Below are 26,925 nucleotides of genomic sequence, written 5' to 3'. Positions count from 1 at the left end.
TTTCGTCATTTTGAAATTTCTCCGATTCTCATTTTTCTCTCATTATACAAGAAATACCCTATCGAATAGACTTTTTTAAGTGTCTATTCAATAGGGTACAGTGTAGATATAGCATTCCTTTTTTATTTCTTATACTTGTTTTAAAAAATTTAATACTATTTTAGGAGCATTCTCGTTTATTTGAATTCCTTGAACAGAACCTTTATCTACATCTTTTGCGATTATAATGTTATTTTTATCATCTATCCAGACTAACAAACTTTCTTTCGTATCATCATCAAAAACGACTTCCATATTCGTATGTACAGCATCCCTTACTTTTTTATCTAAAGCTATTTTTTTAGACGTACCAGCTTTGGTTGCGGTAACAATTTGATTGATTAGATCTTCATTATCCGTTCCTGCTTTAGAAATATTATCTTGATCTCTCCTCACTAAATTCATTTCTTTTATTTGTTTTTTCTCAAATACTATTGATGTTTCTTTTTCCTCTTTTTGTTCAGTTGAAGAAGAAGTTTTTGAAGAACTTGTCATATTAGAACATCCAATTAAACTCAAAAACAATATCATTACCAGAAATAAGATCATATTTTTTCTCATTTCACTCACCCCTTCATACAATTTTCAATACTGAATATCGGTATAAATCGATTCCTCAACTCCCGGAAGAAATCTGTATACACTTATTCCGAGTAACGCTTCTATTTCTTTTTTTATTTTATAAAATCCTTTCCAATGAGAAGAAGTATGAGCATTGGTGCCGTGTCTCAATCCAACTGAGATCAATCTTTTTTCAAGTGTAGTAAATCCTTTATCATCGGCTAAAGCATCACAAAGAGTAATAACTTTATCGTATAAATCATAGTTGCTATTTTCATTTAATATCTCTATAAGCTTCACTTTCATGTTTAGAGGAACAAGCTCCCAAGCAGCTGCAACTTCTATATCTTTATTCCCACAAGGAAATGAATGCGTTACACATTTAATTGCATTCCCTCTAAATCCTAATTGTTCTAAGTACATGTATCCATCATAAGAATGTATAACAGATTTTGTGAAACCTTTATACCTACCAATATCATGAAGCAACCCTGCATTGTAAGCCAAATCATGATTCACATCATATCCTTGTTTCATAAATTCTAAGATTATGTTTTCAGTAGCCTGGGCAACATGTATCGAATGTTTATACCAAGGGCCAGAATTTTGTTTATATGCACGTTCAAATAGCTCTCTTGCATATACTCTATCCATGATATATTCCATAACACCATCCCCTATAATCATTATTTTGCATAACTAATCTGTTTCTTTTGCTCCGAAAGATCCAATTCTGGAATTTGCTTCTCCACTAAAATCATTACTTCTTCGATTAATAATTCCAAATCCTTTACACTGTTTTCTGGATTTCCCATTAAGATATTCGACATTCGTGCATAAAGGTTTTCAGGTTTTATTGTCATTCGTTCTATATTAAAAGGCATCCATTTAAATGCAGGGTGATGCACATACATTTTATTCAAACCGAACAAAGCGCCAAATACATTCTTCTGCACTTCACAAATTACATCGTATAGCATAAGCCAATCTTTTCGTGTTAAAAGTGCTTCGCGGTTATTCCATCGATTGCTTAGTAAAAGATTCTCTGTAATCATCTGTTTGGAAAGTTCTAACGGATATTCTGCGATTCTATCTTTTAGCTTTCTAATCGTTTCTTTCCCATGCAAGCTCACACCATCCTGAACAGAAGCTACAATACATTGTTTTTCATAATCAGTTTCATACTTGCCCACTACATCAGAAATAAAATGTTCAACTGTTACAGATAAAAAGTTACTTATTTCTAATTTAATCCCATCTTTCGTTACATAAGATTCAGACCACTCGTCCTCTTCATACGGATGATATGACAAAATGGTCCCACCAACATTTTTAATAGGACCTTCGCGATCTTCATCTTCTGGCGGTGCTGACCATAAAATATGCAACTCTATATCTGAATTTTCATCTTGCCAGTTTCTTGATACGGATCCCGCCAAAAGAATTGCTTCTATTTTCGGATTTTGTTTATAGATTTCTGCCATATCTATTGCTTTTTGCATTAGGTTCATTTGGTTTTCTCCATGTTTGATTATCTATTCGAATATTTTATTTTAGCATTATTACACTGTTTCTATTTATAGATTAATGGAAATTCATTACTATATCAACTAATTATCTTTTATTTCTGATTATTATAGGTAAAAACTTTCTTTGTTACCAAGTACATAAACAGAAAAAGGATATACGCTCCTATATTGAGCATAATATCCTCATCATCATTCTCTACTATATAATTTTCAAATACATAATAAGAATAAATGTTTCTCTTCATAGCCCGTCCCTTTTACAAATAACCATTTTGCTCGCACCATTCATGAAATTGCCCCACATCTACCCCTACTAAAACAATATCTTTTAACTCTACATCGATGTTTTGGCCGTCAATTACAATGATAAAATTTGGTTCTGCCTGCTGTTCCTTTTGCTTTACAATTCCAATCCGATTCCGGTACGGCCCATCTTTTACATATGCTTTTTGTCCTGTAATATCAAAATCCAAGATTCTCACCTCTTTTACTACGCTCAACTTAAAAATACGTTTCCTTTTATTACACCTATTTCTGTATATATATGATGAAACAGTAAAAGAGTCCTTCCTTTATTACAATTATTTTTTCTTTATTTCATTTTGATAAATTATACGTAAAGATTAGGAAAAAACGCATTTGAAAACGCTTTCTTAAGTGGTTTTCATGTTATAATAGAAAAGCAGAACTGCGTAAAGAGGGAGAAAAATGGATATAACAATTATTACAAAAGTAATCGAAGCATTAAAAACATTTGGATTTCAAGATGTAACATACTGTGAAGAAACAAAACAATTCTTATTTCATAATCAGACCGATATCATGAGCGGCTATGCAGAAATCACATATAGTAGTCAATTTGAAAAATTTAATGTGCTAATTCATCCAATTGAAACGCATCATCAAGCGGAGTTACAAGAAGTTGAAAAACACATTCAATCTTGCATCCGAAAAGTCGAGTATTTAAATGCTCTTCTTAGCGGGCAGAAGAAATTAACTGATAAAGTTATTATTATGTAAAAAAGAACGTGATTACCTCACGTTCTTTTTATTATTGTATATTCATTTTCTCTTTCAATTGTAAACTCGTCACAGCCTCTAATACATCCATCGCTTCTCCCATTGTCATATCAAAAACTGTCTTATTCTCTATGTATGGAAACTGTCGAAAACGTTTTTCAAGCATTTTTACTGCATCCGATGAAAATAATGCACTATCTATACCAAATTCTGTTTCAAGAAGAACAATCCAATCTAAAATGTGAAACCCTAATCCATTTACAAATGAAATGAGTCTTTCTTCCGGTTGTGAAGATAAAAATACGTAACGTTCCATTTCACTAAAGAGTTCTTCACCTAAGATTTCTGCTAGTTCTTCATCATGTTCACGATTTACGATTTCATCATATCCATAATCATCTACAAGTTCTTCTACTTCTTCTCCGTCCGCACAAAGCAACTGACTACGCAGTGCACCTTTTTTGAATTCACTTTTTTGTACAACTTCTAAGAAGCTTGTTTCCCATCCTTGTTCTAAATGCATGTGTATAACTCCTTCATATTAAATATATATTGATTGAAACTCTCTTCTTTTATTCATACATGATAACGATATGAACCTACTGGATCTAAAAACATAAAAACATCTTGTTTTGAAGTCATTTCATATGTATGTAAACCACAGACGGATCCGCAATATACAAATGGTACCCTTTGTTCCAACAGCATCCATTGTACCCAGTTTTGAAACATTTTAGAATCCTATCTATATTTTATAAAAACGAAAGGGAAACTCCTTTTTAGCGCTCACGATAATAATAAAAGGGGATCTTGTAAAAAAGGCCCCACCTTCAAAACTTATTTTACGTTTAAATGGTGGGATGCCTGATGGTCCTCTTTTATTTTTTGTTTTTTATCACTTTCACCGGCTAACATATCTAACTCAGCTGTTATTTCCGATTTTTGCAAATTTCGTTCTTGCGAAAATTTTCTTGAAATGTAAACAATCACACTACCAACATACAAAATAAAACATATAATCAGAGCAGTATTTTCAAAAGGACTCAGCTCCAACACAGTCACTCCTAATCCATTCGTTTTTTCACGCTCAAAGAACTGGAATTTCCCTATTAAACCTCTATTATTGTAACATAAATACAATCATTCTTCGAACCTTTCATTCTATTAAAAAGAGACATGATTTTTTATAATCATGCCTCCATAATATATTTCATAATGGTTTGTATCGCTTCTTTTCCACTATACTTTTTTAATTCTTTTTTATACTTCTCACGATTATGATTTAACTCTTCTATATGCTTCATAAAGGACACCACTGTTATATTTTCTTCATATAAAACCGATGCATACCCTTGTCTTTCAAATGATTGTGCATTCAAAATTTGATCACCACGACTTGAAGCTTTCGGTAACGGAATTAAAATCATCGGTTTTTGCAGTGTTAAAAATTCAAAAATTGCATTTGATCCAGCACGTGAGATAACAAAATCCGTTGCTCCTAATACATCTGGTAATTCACCGTGTACATATTCAAATTGTCTATACCCTGTCACACCTTGTAACGTCTCATCTAGATTTCCTTTTCCGCATAGGTGAACAACTTGATACTTTTTAAGCAACTGCGGCAATGCTTCTCGTACTGTTTCATTGATTTTCTTTGCTCCGAGACTTCCTCCCATAATCGTGATGACTTGTTTTTCAGCATGGAACCCAAGAAATTCCAGACCTTTTTCACGATTTCCACGCAGCACCTCTTCCCTGACAGGTGAGCCTGTATAAACCACCTTTTCTTTTGGCAAATGCTGCGCAGCTTCTTCAAATGTAACAAATATTTTCGAAGCAAAGCGGAGTGCAATTTTATTCGCGAGTCCTGGTGTCATATCAGACTCATGTAACAAAACTGGAACACGGTTTAGCCATCCTCCAATTACTACTGGTACAGAGACAAAACCACCCTTTGAAAAAATAACATCTGGTTTTAACTTTCGTATTCGCACATAAGCTTCCATAACGCCCTTCATAACAAGAAAAGGGTCTTTTATATTTTTCAAATCAAAATAACGGCGTAACTTTCCGCTCGCTATACTATAGTACGGGATTCCTTCGTTCTCGATAATCGTTTTTTCAATCCCTTGATGAGAGCCAATATACGAAATATCCCAACCCTTTTCTTGTAAATGTGGAATAATCGCCAAATTGGGTGTCACATGTCCAGCTGATCCACCGCCTGTAAAGACTATTCTTTTCATTTGTCTCCCCCTTTTACACTATAGTACACTAAAATATCGGGCTTCGGGGTGAGCAAATACCATTGCCGTTACAGAGGCTTCCGGCTCCATCATAAACCCTTCTGTTAGTGAAATCCCAATTTCCTCTGGTTGAATTAAGCGAAATAGTTTTTCTTGATCAGCAAGCTCTGGACAAGCCGGATAACCAAAGGAAACACGAATCCCTTGATATTTCGTCCGGAATCGTTCTTCCATCGTCATCTCCGGTGAATCTGGAATTCCAAAGCGATCACGAATTAACATATGTGTTTTTTCAGCAAGACCTTCTGCAAGTTCTAATGCCAATGATTGGATTGCATGACTACGTAAATAGTCCCCTTTCTCCTTCCATTCTTCCGCAATATTACGGACTCCTTCTCCTACTGTAACAGATAAAAAGGCGACATAATCCATCTCGTCACCAACAGGACGTAAATAATCCCCTAGCGTGCGATACGGCGCTTTCCCTTGTCTTGGGAATGAAAAGCGCTCAAGTACACGCGCATGATCTTCCGGATCATAAATAATGATCGTTTGTCCATCACTTTGAGCAGGGAAAAATTGATAAACGGCTTTTGGACGCAGCCAAGATTGCCCCTCTTGCAATAGTTCATCAATTAAATCATTTAATTCATGTGCTCGTTTATCTCCTTCCCTAAGCAATTTTTTCACATTGCCTTTTAAACCAAGGTGGTGTCCAAGTAACATTTGTCTGTTTAAAAATGGGGCAAGATGTGAAACCGGGATATCACGAAGTACGACCCGCTTTGTTGAATCTGGTATCATAACCTCTGCTGGCGCCAACGGCTCGATTACAACTGGTAATTCCGCTTTTTTCTCCTCCTGTTTCACAATAGCATGGAGATGACGATTCTTTTTTTCCTGCTTCATTTTCTCTCGTTCTTCTTCTTTTTGTAATCGATTGATCAGATCAAGTCCTGTCATCGCATCGCTTGCATATAACACAAGTCCATTATAAGAAGGTGAAATACGGTTATCTGTAAACTTTCTTGTCAATGCCGCACCACCTACAACAATTGGAATATCAATATTTGCCGCTTGTAAATCTTCAGCAGTTGCTACCATTTGTTGCGCTGATTTTACTAATAATCCAGAAAGCCCGATAATATCCGGTTTCTTTTCTTTTACTTCTTGAACAATGCGATCAGAGCGGACATTAATTCCTAAATTGACAATATCATAGCCATTATTCGATAAAATAATTTCTACAAGATTTTTACCAATATCGTGTACGTCACCTTTTACAGTGGCTAATAATACTTTTCCTTTTTTTGCACTATCACTAGATTCCATATACGGCTCTAAATATGCAACAGCAGCTTTCATACTTTCTGCACTTTGCAAGACTTCAGCAACAATCAGCTCATTATTATTAAATAGACGACCAACCTCGTCCATTCCTTTCATAAGCGGACCATTAATAATATCAAGCGGCCTTCTTCCTTCTGTAAGCGCGAGACTTAAATCTTCTTGTAATCCTTGCTTTGTTCCTTCTACAATGTAATTTGCTAATCTTTCATCAAGCGTTAATGTTTCTTGTATGACCCCTTCTTTTTTCTTCGCAACCCGGTAGAAGTTTGTAAATTCTTCTAATGTTTCTTTCGTTGTTTCAAATAATAGCGCATCTGCGAGTTTCTTTTCCTCTTCTGGAATGGATGCATAACGTTCTAGTTTTTCAGTATTCACAATCGCGTAATCAAGCCCAGCCTTTGTTGCATGATATAAAAAGACTGAGTTTAGTACTTCTCGGCCAGCTGGTGGTAAACCAAACGATATATTACTTACTCCTAAAATCGTTAAACATTCTGGCAATGCTTCTTTAATAAGGCGAATCCCTTCGATTGTCGCTTCTGCAGATCCGATATATTCTTCATCACCAGTTCCTACTGGAAATACAAGCGCATCGAAAATGATATCGGATGGACGTATTCCATATTTCTTTGTTAATAATTCATAACTTCTTTTTGCGATTTCTAATTTTCTTTCTGCACAAACTGCCATCCCATCTTCATCAATCGTCCCGACTACAATTGCAGCTCCATATTTACGAAGAAGCGGCGTTACTTTCTCAAAGCGCTCTTCTCCATTTTCTAAATTAATAGAGTTAATGACGCCCTTCCCTTGTATATACGTAAGAGCTTTCGCCATTACATTTTCATCCGTTGAATCAATCATAATTGGAACCTTTAATACTTTCGTAACCTCCGCTAAAAAGTTTTCCATATCTTCCACTTCATCACGGTCAGGATCTGCCATACAAATATCAATAATGTGTGCATTTTTCTTCACTTGCGCCCTCGCAATTTCAGCAGCCTCTTCAAAATTCCCGTCAGCTACTAATCTTTTAAACTTTCTTGATCCAATAACATTTGTTCTCTCACCAACGAATAATGGCCTCATAGAATCATCATATTGCAACGCTTCTAAGCCACTAATTCCATGACCTTCTCGTTCATGATTCTTGCGTGCTTTAAGAGATGTAAGCGAAGCTTTTATTGCTCTTATATGATCAGGTGTTGTTCCGCAACAACCACCAATAATATTAATCCAGCCTTCTTCGGCAAACTGTTTCACCTTTTCCGCAAGTGAAGTTGGTGACTCATGATAATGTCCATCCTCGTCTGGAAGACCGGCATTTGGATAACAAGAAATATAACACTCCGATAAATCAGAAAGAGAACGAATATGTTCACGCATAAATTCTGGTCCTGTCGCACAATTTAATCCGACAGATAGTGGTTTCATATGCTCAACTGATAAATAAAACGCCTCGATCGTTTGCCCCGCTAACGTTGTTCCCATCGGTTCAATCGTTCCAGAAATCATAAGTGGAACCGTATGATTAGCTTCCGTGAATGCTTGCTGAATCCCTAAATATGCTGCTTTCACATTACGCATATCTTGGCTCGTCTCTACAAGCAATACATCAACGCCGCCACGCAATAACCCCCTTGCTTGCCTAGTGTATGCCTCAATTAATCCTTCGAAAGTTACACCACCAGTTACACTAATCGCTTTTGTCGTCGGTCCCATTGCGCCAGCCACATATACTTCTTTACCACTCTCTCTTACAGCTTGTTTCGCTAAGCATGCCGCTCTTTCATTCAGCTCCTCATCTAAATGAGATAACTCATAATCGTGTAATACAATATTCGTAGCACCAAACGTATTTGTTTCAATAATATCCGCTCCCGCTTCAATATAAGCTTTATGGATATGTAGAATAACATCTGGTCTTGTCTTTACTAAGTATTCATTACATCCTTCATATTCTTCACCGCCAAAATCTTCTGCAGTTAAATCTGCCTGCTGAATCATCGTTCCCATAGCACCATCTAATATTAAAATATCATGTCGTAATCTCTCTTCTATCGGTCTCATCAGTTGACTCCTTCTTTCACTTCTTGCTTTTCTTTCACATAGTTAACGAGATTTTCTGTAATTTCATATTTCAAAAATGGTGTAATAAGATAAATACCGTTAAAGTATTTCATCGCAGCGTCAATTAACTCTTGTGAAATGCGAATCCCTTCCTCAATTGCAGATTCTTGCGTATCATGTCCATCCATTCGTTGTCTTACTTCTTCTGGTAGTGTAATGCCTGGCACCTCAAAATGAAGAAAGTCAGCATTTCGCTTACTTACTAACGGCATAATCCCAATAAAAATCGGCTGTTCTAAATGTTTTGTCGCCTCGTATACTTCTCCGATTAAAGCTACATCATAAATGGGCTGTGTTAAAAAATACTCTGCTCCAGCTGCAATTTTCCTCTCCATCCGTTTTACAGCTGCTTTTAAATGTCTCACATGTGGGTTAAACGCTCCTCCAACAGAGAATCTTGTTGCAGAACCAATGGATTTCCCTAAAATAGAGCGACCTTCATTCATTTCCTTAATCATTTTAATTAATTCAATAGAGGATAAATCATATACAGACGTCGCCCCAGGAAAATCCCCAACACGAGCTGGATCACCTGTTAAAGCCAACACTTCTTCCATTCCTAAAGCTGATAAACCAAGTAAATGAGATTGTAAGCCAATCACATTATGATCACGGCACGTTAAATGCGTTAGCACTGGAATATCATGTTTCGTTAACAATGCCCCCATTGCCATATTTGAAATGCGCGGGGATGCTAACGAGTTATCTGCTAGCGTAATCGCATCTGCTCCTGCTCTTTTCAACGCCCTTGCTCCTTCAAAAAAACGCTGCGTATCTAATGTTTTTGGGGGATCTAGTTCAACAATAACTGTTGTTTGCTTCTTCGCTTTTTCTGCAAGAGTAACGTGGGTGCTAATACGTTTTGTTTGCATAGGAACCACTTGTTGTCTTTGAACGATTTGTTTTTCTGTAACAGGCGTTACATTCGCAATTGCACGCTTCATCGCTTCAATATGTGCTGGCGTTGTACCACAACATCCTCCTAGCAAACGAATACCTTGTTCAATAAATTTCGGTGTCATCTCTTCAAAATAAGCAGGACTTCCCTCATATACGTAACGCCCTTCTACATAGTTTGGAAGGCCTGCATTTGGATAAGCTGACAAATAACCATTTTTCGGAATCGATATCATTTTGAAAGCTTCCGTCATATGAAGCGGTCCTAACTGACAGTTTAAACCGACTACATTTGCACCGTAATCTAAAAGCTGCTCTAATATTTCATTTACATCATTCCCATTTTGCGTTGTGCCAGCTTCATGAAGTGCTAATTGCGCAATAATTGGTATATCAGTTTGCTTCCTTAGTACTTTCACTGCATGTAGTAATTCAAATTCATCATAAAAAGTTTCAAGTAATAGGCCATCCACATTTTCTTCTATTAATGCCCCAGCTTGCTCAAGTAGCATAAATTCCCGCTCCATATCAGTCGTTGTAACCGCACCGATATGTTTCATCCCACCAATTGTCCCCAAAATGGCATTTCTATCTGTTATTGCTGCTTTTGCCAGTTTTACCGCCGCCCTATTAATTTGAACAACTTGGTTTTCTAGTCCATATGTACGTAATTTCGCTTCATTTGCACCATATGTATTTGTTTGAATAATATCAGCTCCAGCAGCTACATATTGTTTATGAATAGATATAATTAAATCTGGATCTGATAGATTTAATTCTTCAAAACTGCTTTGCAAACCATGAGAATGTAATAATGTACCAACTGCTCCATCGCCGATAATAATTCCTTTTGACAATAAATCTAGAATTTTCACTTGTCTCCCTCTTTTCTATCAATATAAAAACCCCCTCTTCACCTTGAAGAGGGGGACATCATCAATCCTCCTCTTATCATGCAAAACAAATTGTTTTGCAGGTATTAGCACCGTTTCAAACATTTCGTTTGAAGGTTGCCGGGTTTCACAGGGCCTTTCCCTCCACCGCTCTCAATAAGAGTTTGTCTTAATTATTCATCTATTTTTTAAAAGGAAATACGTGTACCTTTTAACAATCTTTGTTAATTTTCTAATAAACTTAGCATAGGACTGACTAAAAGTCAATAGAATTAGAAGGAAAATAAAAAAACATTTAAAATAAAGTTGCAATTCAATTATCTTTTATTGTAAAGTTAAAAGCATAATAAAATTTCATACAAATTATTCTTATCTAGAGAGGTAGAGGGACTGGCCCTATGACACCTCAGCAACCATTAACATGTTCGTTAATAAGGTGCTAATTCCAGCAAATTGTGAAAAGATTTGACAGATAAGAAGAAGACTATATTCGCATGAAAGCCTTCTTCTTAGAAGGCTTTTTTTATTTTTTATTAAGGAGGAATGCAACATGTCAACAATCGAAACAAAACTAGCTCAAATCGGGAATCGAAGCGAAACGACTACAGGAACGGTTAATCCCCCTGTTTACTTTTCAACAGCTTATCGGCATGAAGGAATCGGAAAATCAACAGGTTTCGACTATTCACGAACTGGAAATCCAACACGCGACCTTTTAGAACACGCAATTGCTGATTTAGAAGAAGGGGAACAAGGATATGCCTGTAGTTCGGGAATGGCAGCGGTTCTTCTTGTTCTTTCTTTATTCCGCTCTGGGGATGAACTTATCGTATCAGAAGACTTATATGGGGGAACCTATCGGTTATTTTCAGAACACGAAACAAAGTGGAATATTCGATGTAGATACGTAGATACACAATCTATTAAACAAATAGAACAAGCCATCACTTCTCAAACGAAAGCTATTTTTATAGAAACACCAACCAATCCATTAATGCAAGTAACTGATATTGCAGCTGTCGCAACTGTCGCAAAACGACATGGAGTCCTACTTATTGTAGATAACACTTTCTACACTCCTTATATACAACGACCATTGACAGAAGGAGCAGATATTGTCCTTCATAGCGCCACAAAATATTTAGGTGGTCACAACGATGTATTAAGTGGACTTGTCGTTGCAAAAGGTCAAGCGCTTTGTGAGGAACTTGCCCACTATCATAACGCTTCTGGTGCTGTACTAAGCCCGTTTGATTCATGGTTATTAATTCGTGGCATGAAAACATTAGCTCTTCGTATGACACAACATGAAGAAAATGCAAAGAAAATCGTTTCTTATTTAAATGAGGAAGACGGTATAACCGATGTTTTTTATCCAGGAAAGGGCGGCATGATTTCATTTCGTCTTCGCGATGAAAAATGGATAAATCCCTTCTTACAATCTTTATCGTTAATTACCTTTGCAGAGAGCCTTGGCGGAGTTGAAAGTTTAATGACATATCCAGCAACCCAAACACATGCAGATATCCCAGAAGATGTGCGTACAGCACGCGGCGTATGTAATCGCCTCCTTCGTTTCTCCGTAGGTATCGAAAATAGTGATGATTTAATTCAAGACTTAAAGCAAGCTATTAAGCATGTAAAAGAAGGTGTGAGAATATGAGTTATTCAATAGATACACTCTTACTTCATAACCAATATAAACATGATTCCCAAACAGGTGCTGTTAACGTTCCCATCTTTAATACATCAACATTCCATCAATTTGATGTAGACACCTTTGGAAAATACGACTATAGCCGCTCAGGGAATCCAACACGTGAAGCACTTGAAGATATTATCGCTTTATTAGAAGGGGGCACAAAAGGATTTGCCTTTGCATCTGGAATTGCAGCGATTTCTACTGCTTTTCTCCTTCTCTCACAAGGTGATCACGTTCTCATTTCAGAAGATGTATATGGGGGAACCTATCGGGTTGTAACAGAAGTTCTTTCCCGTTACGGTGTTTCACATACATTCGTTGACATGACCAATTTAGAAGAAGTGAAGCAAAACATTAGACCCAATACAAAAGTCTTTTACGTTGAAACACCATCCAACCCATTGTTAAAAGTAACCGACATCCGCGCCGTTTGCGAATTAGCAAAATCTGCCGGGGCACTCACATTTGTTGACAACACATTTTTAACACCATTATTCCAAAAACCTCTTGAACTTGGCGCGGATGTCGTCCTTCATAGCGCGACAAAATTCATTGCTGGTCACAGTGATGTTACTGCTGGATTAGCAGTTGTAAAAGATGCAGAACTCGCTCAGAAACTTGGCTTCTTGCAAAATGCGTTTGGTGCTATATTAGGGCCAAATGATTGCTCTCTCGTTCTTCGTGGCCTAAAAACATTACACGTACGTCTCGAACACTCAGCAACAAATGCGAATAAAATCGCCCATTACTTACAAAAACACTCAAAGATTCAAAATGTGTATTATCCTGGATTAGAATCACATTCTGACTATAACATACAACAAACACAATCAAAATCTGCTGGTGCAGTTTTATCTTTCACATTGCAATCTGAAGATGCCTTACGCCAATTTTTATCTCAAGTTAAACTTCCTGTATTTGCAGTAAGTTTAGGCGCTGTGGAATCCATCCTTTCTTACCCTGCAAAAATGTCACATGCAGCATTATCACAAGAAGCACGTGATGAAAGAGGGATTTCTAATTCATTGCTCCGTTTATCAGTTGGCCTTGAAAATGTAGATGATTTAATTACAGATTTTGAAAATGCACTTTCCTATGTCGAAGAACCTGTGAATGCATAACATTGCTCTTAATTACCTTTCTTTCATTTAAAAAAGGAAAAGATCCCATTTTAAATGAACGTATCATTTACACTCAAATATAAAAAGAACCTAAAATTAGGTTCTTTTTATATTTCTATTTGCATCGTGTCATGTGCAAACATAACATTAAGTTCTTCTTTCTGAAGATCCATTGCAATTTCATGTAGTTCATCATGGCCAAGATTATCAACTTCTTCAATGTGCGTAATAATTGTTTTCTTTGCTCTTAGCTTTTTCACAACCTCTAAAGTTTCTTCAAATGTCGCTTCCCGTATTCTCTCAATATGCGCTCGGTCAATCAACCGCTCTTTTGTTTTCCAGCTAAATTCAACCATACCCATTGGTAAGATTGCTAAATCTAAATTTCCTATTAAATGTGCCGGTGGTTCCCATTTATATAGTTCATCAGGTGCAATTAGTACTTTCTTTTCATTTTCTTCTAATAGAAATGCATATACATATTCTTCATGTAAACGAAATGGAGTAACTTTAATATTATTTTTAATAAAAGAATGCCCGTCTTGTAAAACTTGAAGATCTATCCATCCTTGTTGATGCATAAATTGCAAATGATCCCATGAACCTAAAAATTGTTTCATATCCGCAGCTACTTGCTCTGGTAAATAAACAGTTGTTCCCCAAGCTTTCTTCGTTTCAAAAGCCATTGTTTCCCAAATCCTTCTCCCCATCGTATGATCAGGATGCCAATGTGAATAAATTCCCGCTTCTACTCTTTGAATATGAGCACGCTCCAATTGCAAACGTATTTCCTCTGGTGTGTCAATCAATAATTTAAGATCATGAATAAACACACTCGGTCCCATTCGGCTATATGGGACTCCTTTTTCACGAGCTTCTTTACACACTTTACTATAGCTTCCCGGTCTTGGGATAGGAATCGCTCCACCTGTTCCTAAAAATTCAATCTTCATGTTATCCCCCTCTTTCCATCCAAAACCTCTATTCTATATAAAGGTGAAAAATCCTTTTTTCTTATTATTTTAAAAATTTTGTATATTTGTTTGAAAGAACAAATAATTCATGATAAAATCGTGTTATAAATGTATCTGTATCTTCAAACATATTATAATGTTCATCAAAAAACACCTTGTTACAAAACGTACAAATTTTGCGAAGTTATTTACACCATGTTCTCTTTTCTTACAATTTCTTTACTGTAGAACATTTTTTCTGCAACAACTATTTTCTTTTCTTTAGATTTTTGGTATGTATAGTATGGGTATAACAGCTCGCATGGAGGTGGAAAAAACATGTTAGAAACCTTTCAAAAGGAATTAGAACTGTACGAAAATAATGCAGAATTATTGAAAGTTCTTGCTCACCCTGTTCGTTTATGTATTGTAAAAGGTTTAATCGAACGCGGTCCAAGCAATGTTTCGACAATGTACACAGGCTTAAATATGCCACAATCCACGATTTCACAACATTTAGCGAAATTAAAAAGCGCTAAAATCGTTTCTAGTGAGAGAAAAGGATTAGAAATTTACTACAAAGTAGAAAATGAAACAATTATCCAACTTGTTCGTGTATTACTAGGTTAGGGGTAACCAACAAAAAAAGGGCGTATTCTATATTTTCTATCTCATATCTTTAATATAAATATATATAATGAGAGAAAATATACAATACTACATATCCTAAAGTCGTATCAAAAAAACAAGACGCAGAACCATTATGCGTCTTGTTTTTTCTATATATGTAAGTACTGCTTCGACTCAAAATGTGGCATTCCTTTTTTTTGTACAACAACATCAAAAGCATCGCTCATCCCACCATGTAAAATCATAGAACGAATCGCCCTGTTTTGTTTCTGTTTCGCAGAAAAAGGATCGGAATCTTGATGACTAGCAAGTTGCTCTAATATACCTGCTGCAAGTAAAAACTCCCTTTGCTTTGTATGCCACACTGTGTATAGCGCATTCTCTTCCCCTATTTCTTTCAATTCATCCCAATGAATATGTGCTGTTATATCCATTTCACCTGGATATTTCAGAGGGTTTCGAATGAGCCTATGGTTATAATACCCTCTTAGACTACCTTCACGGTGCGCTGGATGCATCCACTCTTCCTTTGTATACCCATAATCAACCGTGATGAATAATCCTTCTTTGAGCCAACTAGCAATTTCTTGCACATATATTCCCATAGCTAATGGCACTTCAAATCGTTGTCCTTCAGAAAGTTCAATACGATGTCTTTGAAGGTAACTCTTAATTCTTTCTTCTAACGGCCTTACTACTTCCCCAAGCTTTCCCTCATCGGTATATGTAATCCGCACTTCATACAAATAGTTATCTCGCTTCTCAACGACTTTAACAGGAAATGCATCAAACAATTCATTTGAAAAAACAAGCCCTGTAAAAGACTCACCTAACTCCTCATAGCATTTGTACTGCGAAACATTTTGAAAGAAGTCAAGTTGACGTTTTTGTAATCTTCTATGGAAAGGACTTACTTCAACAATAGAATACTGTAATTTTGCAAAAGTCTCTGGGGAGGACTGTTGCCATTCTTGCAAAACAGCATAAGCAAATCTCCCTGTTCCTCCACCAATTTCACAAATGTTTGGAGGGATTTCCCCATTTTCAACAAGACGGATAAAAAAACGTGCAAATGTCTTCGCAAATACAGAAGAAATGTTACTACTTGTAAAAAAGTCGCCATTCCTTCCAATTTTCTCACGTTCTTTCATATAATATCCGCAATCTTCATCATACAGGGTAAGGTTCATATATGTGCTATACGAAATCGAACGATCCATTTCTTTCTCCATCCATTTTCTTAAAACAAGCTCCATCCCCATATAGCTCCTTATTGTAAAAATGGATTATTTTCTTTTTCAAAACTAATATTTGTTTCTGGCCCATGCCCACATAAGACAGCTGTTTCATCTGGCAATGCGAATAATTTCTCTTCAATACTTCCGATTAATTCTGCAAAGCTGCCTCCTGGTAAGTCCGTCCGCCCAATGCTCATTTGGAATAATACATCCCCTGAAAATACAGCGCTTGCCTCTTTACAATAATATGAAACACTCCCTGGAGAATGCCCTGGCGTCTCAAACATTTCAAATGTAAAGGATCCAATTGTTAGCGTTCCTTCTCCTTCAATTATTTGATCAGCCTGTTTTGCTGTAATGCTTCGATTCATCATAAAGATTTGTGAACCATTGACATTCGCATCACCTAGCCAATCTGCTTCTTCCTTATGTACATACACCGGAATATGAAAAGCATCTCTCACCGTATCAACGGCACCAATATGATCGAAATGAGCATGCGTTAATAAAACTGCTAGTGGTTTTAACTGCTCTTCTTGTAAATACGTTACAAGCTTCTCTCCTTCACTACCTGGATCAAAAATAATACATTCTTTTTGATCATTGCTTAAAATATATGCATTTGTTTGTAATGGCCCTAACGGCATTTGTATCCATTTCATTTTTAAATCTCCTCCAGTAGTTACATTTACTTTTATGATACAACATTTCTTTCCCTTAGGAAAAGAAACGATGCTATCTCGACAATCATTTCTAAAACATGTACAATGAAGAAGAAGAAATATTGCAAAAACTCAAACGAAAGAATGAGAGAGCAGAGGGGGATCATATATGGGTCTTGTTATCATTTTTGCGCTAGTCACTCTGTTAGCTGTATTCGCAACCCTTAGAACGTTACGTGAAAAAAATCTACTTGCGGGCGGCTTTGCTATTGCAACCGTACTTGTTTTCGGATGGTTTACAATTATGACTGTCCTTAATAGTGGGTACCCACCTGCTACTTAATTCACTTACAGTTCTATTCTTCATCAAGATTATGCATAAAAAGAGGAAGGGGTCTCCCTTCCTCTTCTCATTATCGTGCAAATATCAATCGCCTTATCTTCGTTTCGATTCGGCCTCACTGATGACCTTTTTACTTCATAACTTCATATTTATGCTTCTTCACAAGCCAAGCGCCGCCGATTACACCAGCATCATTACCAAGCGTTGCAATCGCAAGCTTCGTGCTCTTAACAGCGCGTGAAAATGCATACTGTTCAAAATAACGCTGAATTGGCTGTAATAATGCATCGCCTGCTTTAGATACACCACCGCCAATAACAATCTTTTCTGGATTTAACGTGCTAGAAAGGTTCGCTACAGCTAGCCCTAAATAAGAAGCTACTTTTTCTACAACTTGCTCCGCTACAGCATCACCTTGACCAAGCGCTTCGAATACATCTTTAGATGTAATACGTCCCTCTTCTTCTAACATAGAGCGAAGTACACTTGCTTCATCTGTATTTTGTAATTTTTGCATAGCAACACGTACAATACCAGTTGCCGAAGCTACTGTTTCTAGGCATCCAGATTTTCCACAATTACAAGGAAATGCATTTTCTGTTACAACTGTAATATGTCCGATTTCACCAGCAGCACCACTTACACCGTGCACAATCTCACCATTTGCAATTACACCGCCGCCAACACCGGTTCCAAGTGTCATACAAATTAAATCTTTTGCACCTTCTCCAGCACCTTTCCACATTTCACCAAGTGCTGCTAAGTTTGCATCATTATCAACGACAACAGGTAAACCTGTTTCTACTTCTAATAAATCTTTTAATGGATAGTTTTTCCACCCTAAATTAACCGCTTCATAAATCATACCTGAAGCAACATGCACAGGACCAGGAGCACCCATACCAATACCAATTAACTTGCTCTTTAGTTCCCCTAGTTCCTCTAACTTTTTATCAATTGCTTTTGCTACATCTAATGTAATATGTTTCCCTTGCTCACTTGTATTCGTTGGGATTTCCCACTTATGTAAAATTTCACCGTACACATTAATAAACGCTAATTTAATCGTTGTCCCACCAAGGTCAACACCAACCAACCATTTTTCTTCCATTTTTGCTAACCTACCTTTATCTAATTCTTGCTCATCTCTTTTTGAATCTCTTGCTTTAGTAGAAATAAAGCTGTTTGATAGTCTTTTGGCTCAATCAACTGTGATTGATTTAATTCACGCAATTCATCTTGCATTAATTGTAAATCAGCAATTCTGTCACCTGTGTAAATGATTGTGCCAAATTTTTTTAGCAATTGCTGAATATCATAAATTGATATCATTTCATCACCCTTTATGCCCACTTATTATGGAAATATAATAAGAAAACGTTCACATATTTTATTATAATCAACAAGAAAAAGCCTCGTCAATTTTTATTTATCTATACAAGTTCATTTTGAACTATTGTTTCTTTTTCTGTAATAATTTTTTGTACATTTTGATCAAATGACTCTGTCGGAATATAATTTACCATTTGAAAATCAAATGCTAATGATAGCGTTTTCCCTTCATATTCTGCAAGATAGCGATCATAATAACCACCGCCGTATCCAATACGTTCTCCTCGTCTTGTATACGCAACTCCAGGGACAAAAAGAAGTTCCATTTCATTTGCCTCTACTTCTACTGTTAACGCCGGTATCGGTTCACGCAAGTTCATATATACTGTTTCTAATTGATCAAAATTTGTAATTTGACGAAAAGTCATTGTTCTCGTTTCTCTATTACACTTTGGTACAGCAACTTTTTTACCTTCTCGCCATGCTTGTTCAATAATAGCATATGTATTCACTTCATTTTCCATTGAAAGAGTAATCCCAATTGTTTGCGCATCTTTCCACTCTTTTTGTTCATATAAAGAAAATACAATTTGTTCTGATAAAGTTTTATGTTGTTCTTTCGGTAAAGAATTCATTTGCCCTACTATTTTTTTACGTAAACGTACCTTCTCCTCTTTCACACTCTTTTCCCCCTATAAAGTGATCCCTGTTACAAAAAAATTTCATCCCTATAAGTAGTTTATCATTTTTTTTAAGCATCATCACTTTTCAATTAAGGGGATAATCATATAAAGTGAAAATTTAATCAGTGTTTTTTCTTCATCTCCCACTGATTATTGGCCTTCACCAATTGTTTTTTTACAGGATAAAAAAAGAAACAGTAGGAAATATTCCTACTGCTTACTTTGTTTCACGGTGTAACGTAGACTTCTTGTCACGCTTGCAATACTTTTTAAGCTCAAGACGCTCCGTGTTGTTACGTTTATTTTTCTTTGAGATATAGTTACGATCTCCGCATTCTGTACATGCTAGAGTAATATTTACACGCATTCTTATTTCCCTCCAGTCACTAATAACTTAAATCAGACTATACTATAATACCACCTTTAAAACAAAAATTCTACACCTTTTGATATTGTCTAATTTTTTCTATAAGAGTTTTCATATTTTCCTTTGCTATTACTGGGTTTCTCGCATGTGAATACACAAGAAATTTTGGATGTTTTGCATCAGAAACAATATAAGACCACTCTTTTTCTGTGTATTTAAACTTGATTCCCTCTAACACTTCAACTTCCCTTTTTTCCATATCTTTCAATAACATTCCCATTACTTTCCCTTTCTCTTTCCATGAACAAACAACTTCATCACATAATAAGTAAAGAGGCGGTGATTGCTCTAACATCATCGATAACGTATTTCCTTGCCTAGCAATTAGTTCGAATACCTTTCCAATACGGTATAAAGTATCTTGCTGCCATCTCATCTGAAACTCCCTTTGTTCACTATACATATAAAAGAGAAGATAACATTCTCCTAATTTTAACGATAATGGATAAACATTTTCTGTTGTCTCAAATAATAAATCCGGTACGTCTATTTCTTCGTATTTTGCACTTCGGTAAATACTACCATGACTATCATATAATTCAAATTTATTTCCGTGTTCATAAAACATAAGAGCCATATGAGCTCGACTGGATTTCATTAACGATTTAATATGCTCTTTTTGCTCATTAGCATAAATCCATGTAATCGTACAACCAAGTTTTTTGAAGAAGGATATAAGTAGAGGCTGAATCATTTCATCTCTTTTATTAATAAGAAGGTGAAATGATTGCTTGCATATCGTTTCAATATCTAAATGTTCTAAGACGGATTCAACATATTTCTCTAAACAAACATGTACCGTTTCATTTCGTCCTAGATTTTTATCATATACGTAACGGAATGTTTCTGACGTATACAAGTGTTCTAATTCTTTTTGTTGCTTATACGATAGCTGTATACCACCTTTTCCATATAGCTGCATAACAATTCCTTCTCCCTGTTCAAAGCGAATAAAAACGCCTCCTGCGCACCCTAGTTCATGAATTGCATATTGAAAAGCTGAATCATTCATTTCTTGACATTCCATCGTGTACAACCCAACACTATGGATTGCGTGTAAAAATAATTTTTTAAAAATATCAACTTCTACATTCTCATATCCCCCAACCAATATGCGCTCCCCTTTTTGAAAAAGAGAACCGTATGCCATTGCAACTTTTACAGCAACTTGAGGTGTCATTTCTATATTCCCTCTACCTACTACCCTACTTTTTTGTAACCAACCTGAAGTTTTTTCATTTTCAGTAATTCCTGAAGAAGAAATAATAGAATGACTATCAATCACTTTACCCGGCCATAGTTTTCCATTTTGTTGTATGACTGTATTATTTCCAATTTGACAATAATCTGCTACCACACTTTTCTCAAACAAAGTAACATCATCTTTGATTGTTGTATTTTCTCCAACGGTCGCTTCTAATAATTCACAGCGCTTTCCTACATACGTATGGGCAAGAACAATACTTTTGTGAAAATGCGTATAATCTGATAGGGTGCTACGCTTACCAATAATTGAATACGGCTCAATTGTCACCCCCGCTCCAATCGTTACTCCTTCTCCGATGAAAGACGGCCCATGTATTTTGGTCCCTTTTTCAATCGTTACTCCTTCTCCCATCCAAACCGTAGGTAATACTTCCGTATAAGAAGTCGGGACGTATACTTTCTTTGTTAGTACATCAAATTGAGCCTGGCGATATTGATCTAGCGTACCAATATCTAGCCAGTAACCATCCGCTTCGTATCCAAAGAGTGCGTTTTTATTTTCTAACTGAGGAAATACATGCTGACTAAAGTCAAAAAACTGATTTGATGCAATATAAGAAAAAATTTTGGGATCCATAATATAAATACCTGTATTTACAGTATTAGAAATCACTTCACTCCAACTCGGCTTTTCCATATAACGTATAATTTCATGTTTTCTATTCATAACGACTGAACCAAATGACAGTGGGTTTTCCACTTCCTTCACGAACATCGTGACCAATCTATTCTTACACTTATGGAATTCAATTCCTTTCGACAAATTAAAATCTGTCAATGCATCCCCACTAATTACAACAAATGGCTCATCTAGAAACGCTTCTGCTTGTTTAATGCTCCCTGCTGTCCCAAGTGGTGGTGAATCTTCGAAATAATGTAACTTCACTCCCCACTTACTTCCATCACCAAAATAGCGCTTGATAGCCGCACCCATATATTGAACTGTAATTGCAATTTCATGAATACCATGACGCTTTAATAACTCAATATTGTACTCCATCACTGGTTTTTCAAGTAATGGTAACATCGGCTTGGGAAGGCTACATGTTAACGGTCTAAGCCGCTTGCCCTTTCCTCCAGCTAAAATAACCCCCTTCATATACATTCATCCTCCACTTTTATAATGTTGAACGACCTTGTATATCATATGTATGTTACTTATGTAGAAATTAACCGTCTCGCTTCACTACAACCTAATAGTAAGCGCTTACCTTTTTGTGTTTTATAACATAAAAACATACTACTAAAATTCAACGAGTAACTGTTTTCTCCACCCTTGCCTAATCAAATATTGCATTACATTGTTTTATTTTTCCATATTATGATACATCTTATCATCATAGATAGAACAAAACAACGAGCTTTTTTTGTCATGTTTTGACTAAAAAAAGCAAGTGATATTCCATCACTTGCTAGCTTCTTATTCGTTTAACAAATAATGTTTCCCTTTCACTAAATAAAAAACATTCTCAGCAATATTCGTAATATGATCCGCTACACGTTCAATGTAACGTGCAATAAAAGATAATTGGGTAACTTGCGTAATCGCTTCAGGATGTTCTGGGATAGAGGAAATAAACTCACGAATCGCTCTCCCATATATTTCATCAACAGAATCATCCATCTCTGCAATTTGTTTCGCGGAAGTTAAATTTTCTTCTTGATATGCTTTTAGCGATAACTTTAACATATCTGTAGCAATCGTAAACATTTGCTCTAAGCTCTGTAAATTGACAGCTATATCTTTTTCGCCCAGCCGGATTGTTGATTTTGCAATATTTACAGCATGGTCTGCAATACGTTCTAAATCTGTTGCCGTTTTAATTGAAACAAAAATTCTTCTCAAATCACTCGCAACAGGTTGCTGCTTCGTAATTAACATAAGTGCAAGATCATTAATTTCTTCTTCTAAATTATCCATACGGTAATCACTATCAATGACTTCTAATGCTATCTCTATATCTCTCTTCCGAAGCCCTTCCATAGAACGAGAAAGGGCTTCCCCTGCCAATTCCCCAAGTTCAATCACCTTTTGCTGTAATGTTTGTAAATCATATTGAAATTGTTCTCTTACCATGTCAACTTCCCCCTATCAATTATTACATATATGAAAAGTTTCTACACTGATAGTGACTCTTCAACAATCCATCTTTTACAGGCAGTATTCTTGCCTGCCTCATCCAGGATCTTAAAGTCCACAAAAAGCGGAATAAAGTAATAAAAGCCCCTATAAAGGGGCTCTACTCCCAAAAATATTAACCAAATCGTCCCGTAATATAATCTTCTGTTCGTTTATCTGTAGGAGTCGTGAATAATTTATTCGTATCTGTATATTCAACAACCTCACCACTTAAGAAGAAAGCTGTTTTATCAGAGATACGCGCTGCCTGTTGCATATTATGCGTGACAATGACAATACTAAAATCTTTCTTTAATTCTTGAATTAACTCTTCAACTTTTAATGTAGAAATCGGATCCAGAGCCGATGTCGGTTCATCCATTAAGATTACATCTGGTTCAATCGCCAAACAACGCGCAATACATAAACGCTGTTGTTGTCCGCCCGACAAACCATATGCATTATCGTGCAATCTATCTTTTAATTCATCCCAAATCGCCGCACCACGTAAGCTTTTTTCAACAATTTCATCAAGTGTTTTCTTATCACGAATACCATGGATTTTTGGACCATAAGCAACATTTTCATAGATAGATTTTGGAAATGGATTCGGCTTTTGGAACACCATTCCAACATGCGTACGTAATTCTTCAACAGGATATGACTTATCAAAAATATTGCGATCCCGATATTCAATCACTCCCGTTGTGCGAACAATCGGCACTAGCTCTACCATACGGTTCAATGTTTTTAAATATGTTGATTTTCCACAACCACTCGGTCCAATAATTGCTGTTACTTCATTCTCATGAATACTTAAATTCACATCTTTTAACGCATGATCTTCTCCATACCATAAGTTTAAATTTTTTGTATCAAATACCACTTTCTTCGCCGCTGACTCAATTTTCGTTTCATTTTTCACCTGTACATTTACTACTGTTGCTACCATTTTGAATTCCCCTTTCATCCACTACTTACGATTTCGCAACCATAAGACAATCGCATTCATAATCAGCAACAATCCTAATAAAACAATCATACCGGCTGCTGCTACATGTTGAAATTCCTCTTGTGGTCTACTCATCCAATTAAAGATTTGAATTGGTAAAACTGTAAATCTATCAAACATGTCAAATGGGATATAGTTAGCAAAAGCAAGTGCCCCAATAACTAACAGTGGTGCTGCCTCCCCAATTGCCCTCGATAACGCCAAAACACATCCTGTTAAGATACCTGGCAAAGCAGTTGGCAATACAATTTGATACATCGTTTGCCATTTTGTAGCACCAACGCCATACGAAGCTTCCAACAAATTACCCGGTACCATACGAATCGCTTCTTGGCTTGATACAACGACAGTTGGTAATACAAGAAGACTCATTGTAAGTGCTGCAGTTATGATGCTCTCTCCTAACTGAAGACCATATACAAAAATAGTTAATCCAAGCAATCCAAATACAACTGATGGTACACCCGCTAATGTTTGAATATTTAATTCTACAATTTTTGTGAATACAGATCGCTTAGCATAATGTTCTAAATAGAGAGCCGTACCTACGCCAAATACAAAGGAAACTGGCACTACTATACTCATAAATAAAACGGTTCCTGACAATGCGGCTGCTATACCAGCTTGCTTCGGATCACGCGAAGCAAAGTTTATAAAGAAATCTATCGAAAGATAACTTACACCTTTTTCAACGATTTGATAAAGCAACACAATTAGTACACAAATAGAAAATAGCATTGTCATATAAGAAATCGCCTTATATATTTTATCCTTCCAAAAACGCGATGCCATATTTTCTTTTATTCTCTTATGATTCAGTATTCGCATCTTATATCGCCTTTCTAAAACGGCGCATAACCTGCTGTGAAATCATATTCATCATGAATGTAAATATAAGTAACGTCGCACCTACCGCGTACATGCTGTAGTATGTGATCGTTCCATGCGGGGCATCACCTAAACTTACTTGCACAATATAAGCCGTTAACGTTTGGATGGAATGTGTCGGATCTATTGATACATTGGGAGTTGAACCCCCAGCAATGACTACAATCATTGTTTCCCCAATCGCACGTGAAGCCGCTAATAAAATTGCAGCCATAATACCAGTAAAAGCGGCTGGAAATACAACATTTCGCACCGTTTCAAAACGCGTTGCACCTAGCCCAAGCGAAGCCTCTTTTATCCCTTTAGATACAGCTCCCATCGCATCTTCAGAAAGAGAAGCAATTGTTGGAACCATCATAATCCCTATGACAATTCCCGGACTAATTGCATTAAAGAACTGCAAATTTGGAATTATATGCTGCAAAGCTGGTGTCACAATTGTTAAAGCAAAAAATCCATATACAATGGTAGGAATGCCAGCTAGTAGTTCTAAAATGGGCTTTAACACTCTTCTAGCAAAGTGTGACGCATATTCATTTAAAAATATGGCACATCCTAGCCCAATTGGAATAGCTACCATCATAGCAATTATTGTTACAAGTACGGTCCCACATATTAGAGGAAGTATTCCAAATTTGGGCTCCTCAAAAAACGGTAACCATTCTTCCCCAGATAAAAAAGAATACAATGGTATTTCATGAAAAAACATAATCGTTTCATTCGCTAGCGTAACAATAATACCGATTGTTGTCATAATAGATATGCTAGCAATTGCTTTTAATAATAACGGAACCATTCGATTGATTCGCTGCGTTTTTCTTCTTTTGATTGTGTTTCCTTCAATCAAATGTTGCACAGAAAATGTAATTTGACTTTTGTCATTTCGAGCCAAAGATGAAAACCCCTTTCCACCCTGACATTATCTTTTTATTTCTGTTAACATCCGCAGCTGTTCACTATATTTCTTTTGTGGTAACTTAACATATCCAACTTCTTCAGCGAGCCTGCCTACATGTTGCATCATAAATGTCACATACTCTGCTACGCTACTGTTATTTCGAATAGAATCATGATTTACATAAGCAAATAGCGATCTTGATAGTGGCTGATAGGCACCTGATTGAATGGTTTCTTTCGTTGGTCGTACACCATTTACTTTTATGGCTTTTACTTTATGTTGATTCGCCATATAGTACGCATACCCCACAAATGCAATTGCATTTTTATCATTCATTACCCCTTGCATAATGACTTGATCGTCTTCAGATAAAGAAACTGTTTTTGCAAGACGATTATTCTGTAAAACAACACTTTGAAAATAATCATACGTACCGGAATCAACACCTGGCGCATAAAATTGTACCTTTTCATGCGGCCACCCAGGATGAATATGTGACCATCGTTTCGTTTTTCCATTTTCACTCCATAATAGACGTAGTTCCTCTATTGTCATATTATCTGCCCATGTATTTTGACGATTCACAATGATTGTGAGGCCATCATAAGCGATTTCAAATGGTGTAAACTGGATGGAATTTTCCCTCATAAATTCTTCTTCGACTTGTTTCACCTTACGTGAAGCATTATTAATATCTACTTCACCTTTTCCAAAGCGATGAAATCCTCCTCCTGTCCCAGATATACTAATAGAAATCTTTACACGTGGGTCTTTTTTTGTGTATTCTTCCGCTATCGCTTCCATAATAGGAAAGACGGTTGAGGATCCATCAACTCTCACTTCCTTCACATCATTAGCAGCGGATATAGTAGACGTATGTGAAAACATAAGGCATGTCGATATTGCAAAAATCTCGATATATTTCCTTGTCCACTTCACGTGTATTTCCTCCTAGAAGTATCCTGAAATAACAGGATTACAGA

The 26,925-nt window shown here is 36.3% G+C and carries 28 protein-coding genes and 2 riboswitches; of the genes, 5 read left to right on the top strand and 23 right to left on the bottom strand.

Features of this window, described 5'->3' with window-relative positions:
- Positions 1–129: 129 nt before the first annotated feature.
- The 4 genes from CN373_RS17340 to CN373_RS17325 all read right to left on the bottom strand — a co-directional run bounded on the left by CN373_RS17340 (position 130) and on the right by CN373_RS17325 (position 2,602).
- Positions 130–600 (bottom strand): hypothetical protein, encoded by a 471-nt coding sequence (locus CN373_RS17340; RefSeq protein ID WP_001230757.1) that lies wholly within the window; start codon positions 598–600, stop codon positions 130–132.
- 24 nt (positions 601–624) lie between these two features.
- Positions 625–1,266, bottom strand: coding sequence for an HD domain-containing protein (locus tag CN373_RS17335; protein ID WP_098359788.1), 642 nt, complete (start codon positions 1,264–1,266; stop codon positions 625–627).
- A gap of 20 nt (positions 1,267–1,286) precedes the next feature.
- Positions 1,287–2,111: a DUF4037 domain-containing protein gene (locus CN373_RS17330; RefSeq protein ID WP_098359787.1), complete on the bottom strand. Its 825-nt coding sequence runs from the start codon at positions 2,109–2,111 to the stop codon at positions 1,287–1,289.
- Between the two features lie 275 nt (positions 2,112–2,386).
- Positions 2,387–2,602, bottom strand: coding sequence for a DUF3912 family protein (locus tag CN373_RS17325; RefSeq protein ID WP_000344907.1), 216 nt, complete (start codon positions 2,600–2,602; stop codon positions 2,387–2,389).
- A 235-nt stretch (positions 2,603–2,837) separates the two neighbouring features.
- On the opposite strand from CN373_RS17325, the gene CN373_RS17320 reads away from it, so the two are divergent.
- Complete coding sequence (locus CN373_RS17320; RefSeq protein ID WP_098359786.1) at positions 2,838–3,149, top strand: hypothetical protein; 312 nt, start codon at positions 2,838–2,840, stop codon at positions 3,147–3,149.
- A gap of 31 nt (positions 3,150–3,180) precedes the next feature.
- Here CN373_RS17320 and CN373_RS17315 read toward each other — a convergent pair whose 3' ends face one another.
- From CN373_RS17315 to CN373_RS17295, 6 genes are all read right to left on the bottom strand, one after another.
- On the bottom strand, positions 3,181–3,672 hold the full coding sequence (locus CN373_RS17315) for a hypothetical protein (protein WP_000549949.1): 492 nt from the start codon (positions 3,670–3,672) through the stop codon (positions 3,181–3,183).
- Between the two features lie 53 nt (positions 3,673–3,725).
- The gene (locus CN373_RS25610; protein WP_002057781.1) at positions 3,726–3,881 is read right to left on the bottom strand and encodes a hypothetical protein; all 156 of its coding nucleotides are present in this window, start codon (positions 3,879–3,881) and stop codon (positions 3,726–3,728) included.
- A 105-nt stretch (positions 3,882–3,986) separates the two neighbouring features.
- Entirely contained in the window at positions 3,987–4,289 is a 303-nt protein-coding gene (locus CN373_RS17310; RefSeq protein ID WP_079999557.1) for a DUF3966 domain-containing protein, read from the bottom strand.
- A gap of 50 nt (positions 4,290–4,339) precedes the next feature.
- Positions 4,340–5,398 (bottom strand): undecaprenyldiphospho-muramoylpentapeptide beta-N-acetylglucosaminyltransferase, encoded by a 1,059-nt coding sequence (locus tag CN373_RS17305; RefSeq protein ID WP_000822897.1) that lies wholly within the window; start codon positions 5,396–5,398, stop codon positions 4,340–4,342.
- Between the two features lie 18 nt (positions 5,399–5,416).
- Complete coding sequence (gene metH / locus CN373_RS17300) at positions 5,417–8,818, bottom strand: methionine synthase (RefSeq protein WP_001247363.1); 3,402 nt, start codon at positions 8,816–8,818, stop codon at positions 5,417–5,419.
- Complete coding sequence (locus CN373_RS17295; RefSeq protein WP_098359785.1) at positions 8,818–10,650, bottom strand: bifunctional homocysteine S-methyltransferase/methylenetetrahydrofolate reductase; 1,833 nt, start codon at positions 10,648–10,650, stop codon at positions 8,818–8,820. The genes metH and CN373_RS17295 overlap by 1 nt, the downstream gene beginning before the upstream one ends.
- Positions 10,651–10,720: 70 nt before the next feature.
- Positions 10,721–10,831: riboswitch (SAM riboswitch) on the bottom strand.
- Between the two features lie 203 nt (positions 10,832–11,034).
- A riboswitch (SAM riboswitch) is annotated at positions 11,035–11,147 on the top strand.
- A 71-nt stretch (positions 11,148–11,218) separates the two neighbouring features.
- On the opposite strand from CN373_RS17295, the gene CN373_RS17290 reads away from it, so the two are divergent.
- Positions 11,219–12,331, top strand: a complete 1,113-nt coding sequence (locus CN373_RS17290) for a methionine biosynthesis PLP-dependent protein (protein WP_098359784.1) — start codon at positions 11,219–11,221, stop codon at positions 12,329–12,331.
- Positions 12,328–13,491 carry a cystathionine beta-lyase gene (metC, locus tag CN373_RS17285; RefSeq protein ID WP_000122279.1) on the top strand — a complete coding sequence of 388 codons (1,164 nt, stop codon included), beginning with the start codon at positions 12,328–12,330 and terminating at the stop codon, positions 13,489–13,491. The genes CN373_RS17290 and metC overlap by 4 nt, the downstream gene beginning before the upstream one ends.
- 107 nt (positions 13,492–13,598) lie before the next feature.
- On the opposite strand, the gene CN373_RS17280 is transcribed toward metC, so the two are convergent.
- Positions 13,599–14,444 carry an MBL fold metallo-hydrolase gene (locus CN373_RS17280; RefSeq protein ID WP_000687461.1) on the bottom strand — a complete coding sequence of 282 codons (846 nt, stop codon included), beginning with the start codon at positions 14,442–14,444 and terminating at the stop codon, positions 13,599–13,601.
- A gap of 339 nt (positions 14,445–14,783) precedes the next feature.
- Between CN373_RS17280 and CN373_RS17270 the strand changes: the two genes are divergently transcribed.
- The gene (locus tag CN373_RS17270; protein WP_000894376.1) at positions 14,784–15,074 is read left to right on the top strand and encodes an ArsR/SmtB family transcription factor; all 291 of its coding nucleotides are present in this window, start codon (positions 14,784–14,786) and stop codon (positions 15,072–15,074) included.
- A gap of 149 nt (positions 15,075–15,223) precedes the next feature.
- Here the strand turns inward: CN373_RS17270 and CN373_RS17265 are convergent, their stop codons facing one another.
- Together CN373_RS17265 and CN373_RS17260 are read right to left on the bottom strand one after the other, a co-directional pair.
- Positions 15,224–16,336: a class I SAM-dependent methyltransferase gene (locus tag CN373_RS17265; RefSeq protein ID WP_098359783.1), complete on the bottom strand. Its 1,113-nt coding sequence runs from the start codon at positions 16,334–16,336 to the stop codon at positions 15,224–15,226.
- Between the two features lie 8 nt (positions 16,337–16,344).
- A complete protein-coding gene (locus tag CN373_RS17260) occupies positions 16,345–16,974 on the bottom strand; it encodes an MBL fold metallo-hydrolase (protein WP_098359782.1) in 630 nt (209 codons plus the stop codon).
- A 169-nt stretch (positions 16,975–17,143) separates the two neighbouring features.
- On the opposite strand from CN373_RS17260, the gene CN373_RS17255 reads away from it, so the two are divergent.
- Positions 17,144–17,317, top strand: a complete 174-nt coding sequence (locus CN373_RS17255; RefSeq protein WP_000524848.1) for a DUF2759 domain-containing protein — start codon at positions 17,144–17,146, stop codon at positions 17,315–17,317.
- 130 nt (positions 17,318–17,447) lie between these two features.
- Here the strand turns inward: CN373_RS17255 and glcK are convergent, their stop codons facing one another.
- From glcK to CN373_RS17205, 10 genes are all read right to left on the bottom strand, one after another.
- On the bottom strand, positions 17,448–18,428 hold the full coding sequence (glcK, locus tag CN373_RS17250; protein ID WP_000391718.1) for a glucokinase: 981 nt from the start codon (positions 18,426–18,428) through the stop codon (positions 17,448–17,450).
- A 20-nt stretch (positions 18,429–18,448) separates the two neighbouring features.
- Positions 18,449–18,649, bottom strand: coding sequence for a YqgQ family protein (locus tag CN373_RS17245; RefSeq protein ID WP_016116335.1), 201 nt, complete (start codon positions 18,647–18,649; stop codon positions 18,449–18,451).
- Between the two features lie 101 nt (positions 18,650–18,750).
- Positions 18,751–19,329 (bottom strand): 5-formyltetrahydrofolate cyclo-ligase, encoded by a 579-nt coding sequence (locus CN373_RS17240; RefSeq protein ID WP_000656855.1) that lies wholly within the window; start codon positions 19,327–19,329, stop codon positions 18,751–18,753.
- A gap of 220 nt (positions 19,330–19,549) precedes the next feature.
- The gene (gene rpmG / locus CN373_RS17235) at positions 19,550–19,699 is read right to left on the bottom strand and encodes a 50S ribosomal protein L33 (protein WP_001265618.1); all 150 of its coding nucleotides are present in this window, start codon (positions 19,697–19,699) and stop codon (positions 19,550–19,552) included.
- A 70-nt stretch (positions 19,700–19,769) separates the two neighbouring features.
- Positions 19,770–22,124: a sugar phosphate nucleotidyltransferase gene (locus CN373_RS17230; protein ID WP_098359781.1), complete on the bottom strand. Its 2,355-nt coding sequence runs from the start codon at positions 22,122–22,124 to the stop codon at positions 19,770–19,772.
- Positions 22,125–22,445: 321 nt separating this feature from the next.
- Positions 22,446–23,102, bottom strand: coding sequence for a phosphate signaling complex protein PhoU (phoU, locus tag CN373_RS17225; protein WP_000251247.1), 657 nt, complete (start codon positions 23,100–23,102; stop codon positions 22,446–22,448).
- Between the two features lie 178 nt (positions 23,103–23,280).
- Entirely contained in the window at positions 23,281–24,096 is an 816-nt protein-coding gene (gene pstB / locus CN373_RS17220; RefSeq protein ID WP_000226694.1) for a phosphate ABC transporter ATP-binding protein, read from the bottom strand.
- Positions 24,097–24,117: 21 nt separating this feature from the next.
- The gene (gene pstA / locus CN373_RS17215; protein ID WP_098359780.1) at positions 24,118–24,984 is read right to left on the bottom strand and encodes a phosphate ABC transporter permease PstA; all 867 of its coding nucleotides are present in this window, start codon (positions 24,982–24,984) and stop codon (positions 24,118–24,120) included.
- A gap of 1 nt (position 24,985) precedes the next feature.
- Positions 24,986–25,936 (bottom strand): phosphate ABC transporter permease subunit PstC, encoded by a 951-nt coding sequence (pstC, locus tag CN373_RS17210; protein WP_000113455.1) that lies wholly within the window; start codon positions 25,934–25,936, stop codon positions 24,986–24,988.
- 27 nt (positions 25,937–25,963) lie between these two features.
- Positions 25,964–26,881 (bottom strand): PstS family phosphate ABC transporter substrate-binding protein, encoded by a 918-nt coding sequence (locus tag CN373_RS17205; protein WP_000872321.1) that lies wholly within the window; start codon positions 26,879–26,881, stop codon positions 25,964–25,966.
- Positions 26,882–26,925 lie beyond the last annotated feature (44 nt).

The organism is Bacillus cereus (assembly GCF_002561295.1).
Lineage (GTDB): Bacteria > Bacillota > Bacilli > Bacillales > Bacillaceae_G > Bacillus_A > Bacillus_A cereus_S.
Note: the sequence above shows the minus strand (reverse complement) of the source record. Positions and strands in the feature narration are given on the sequence as shown.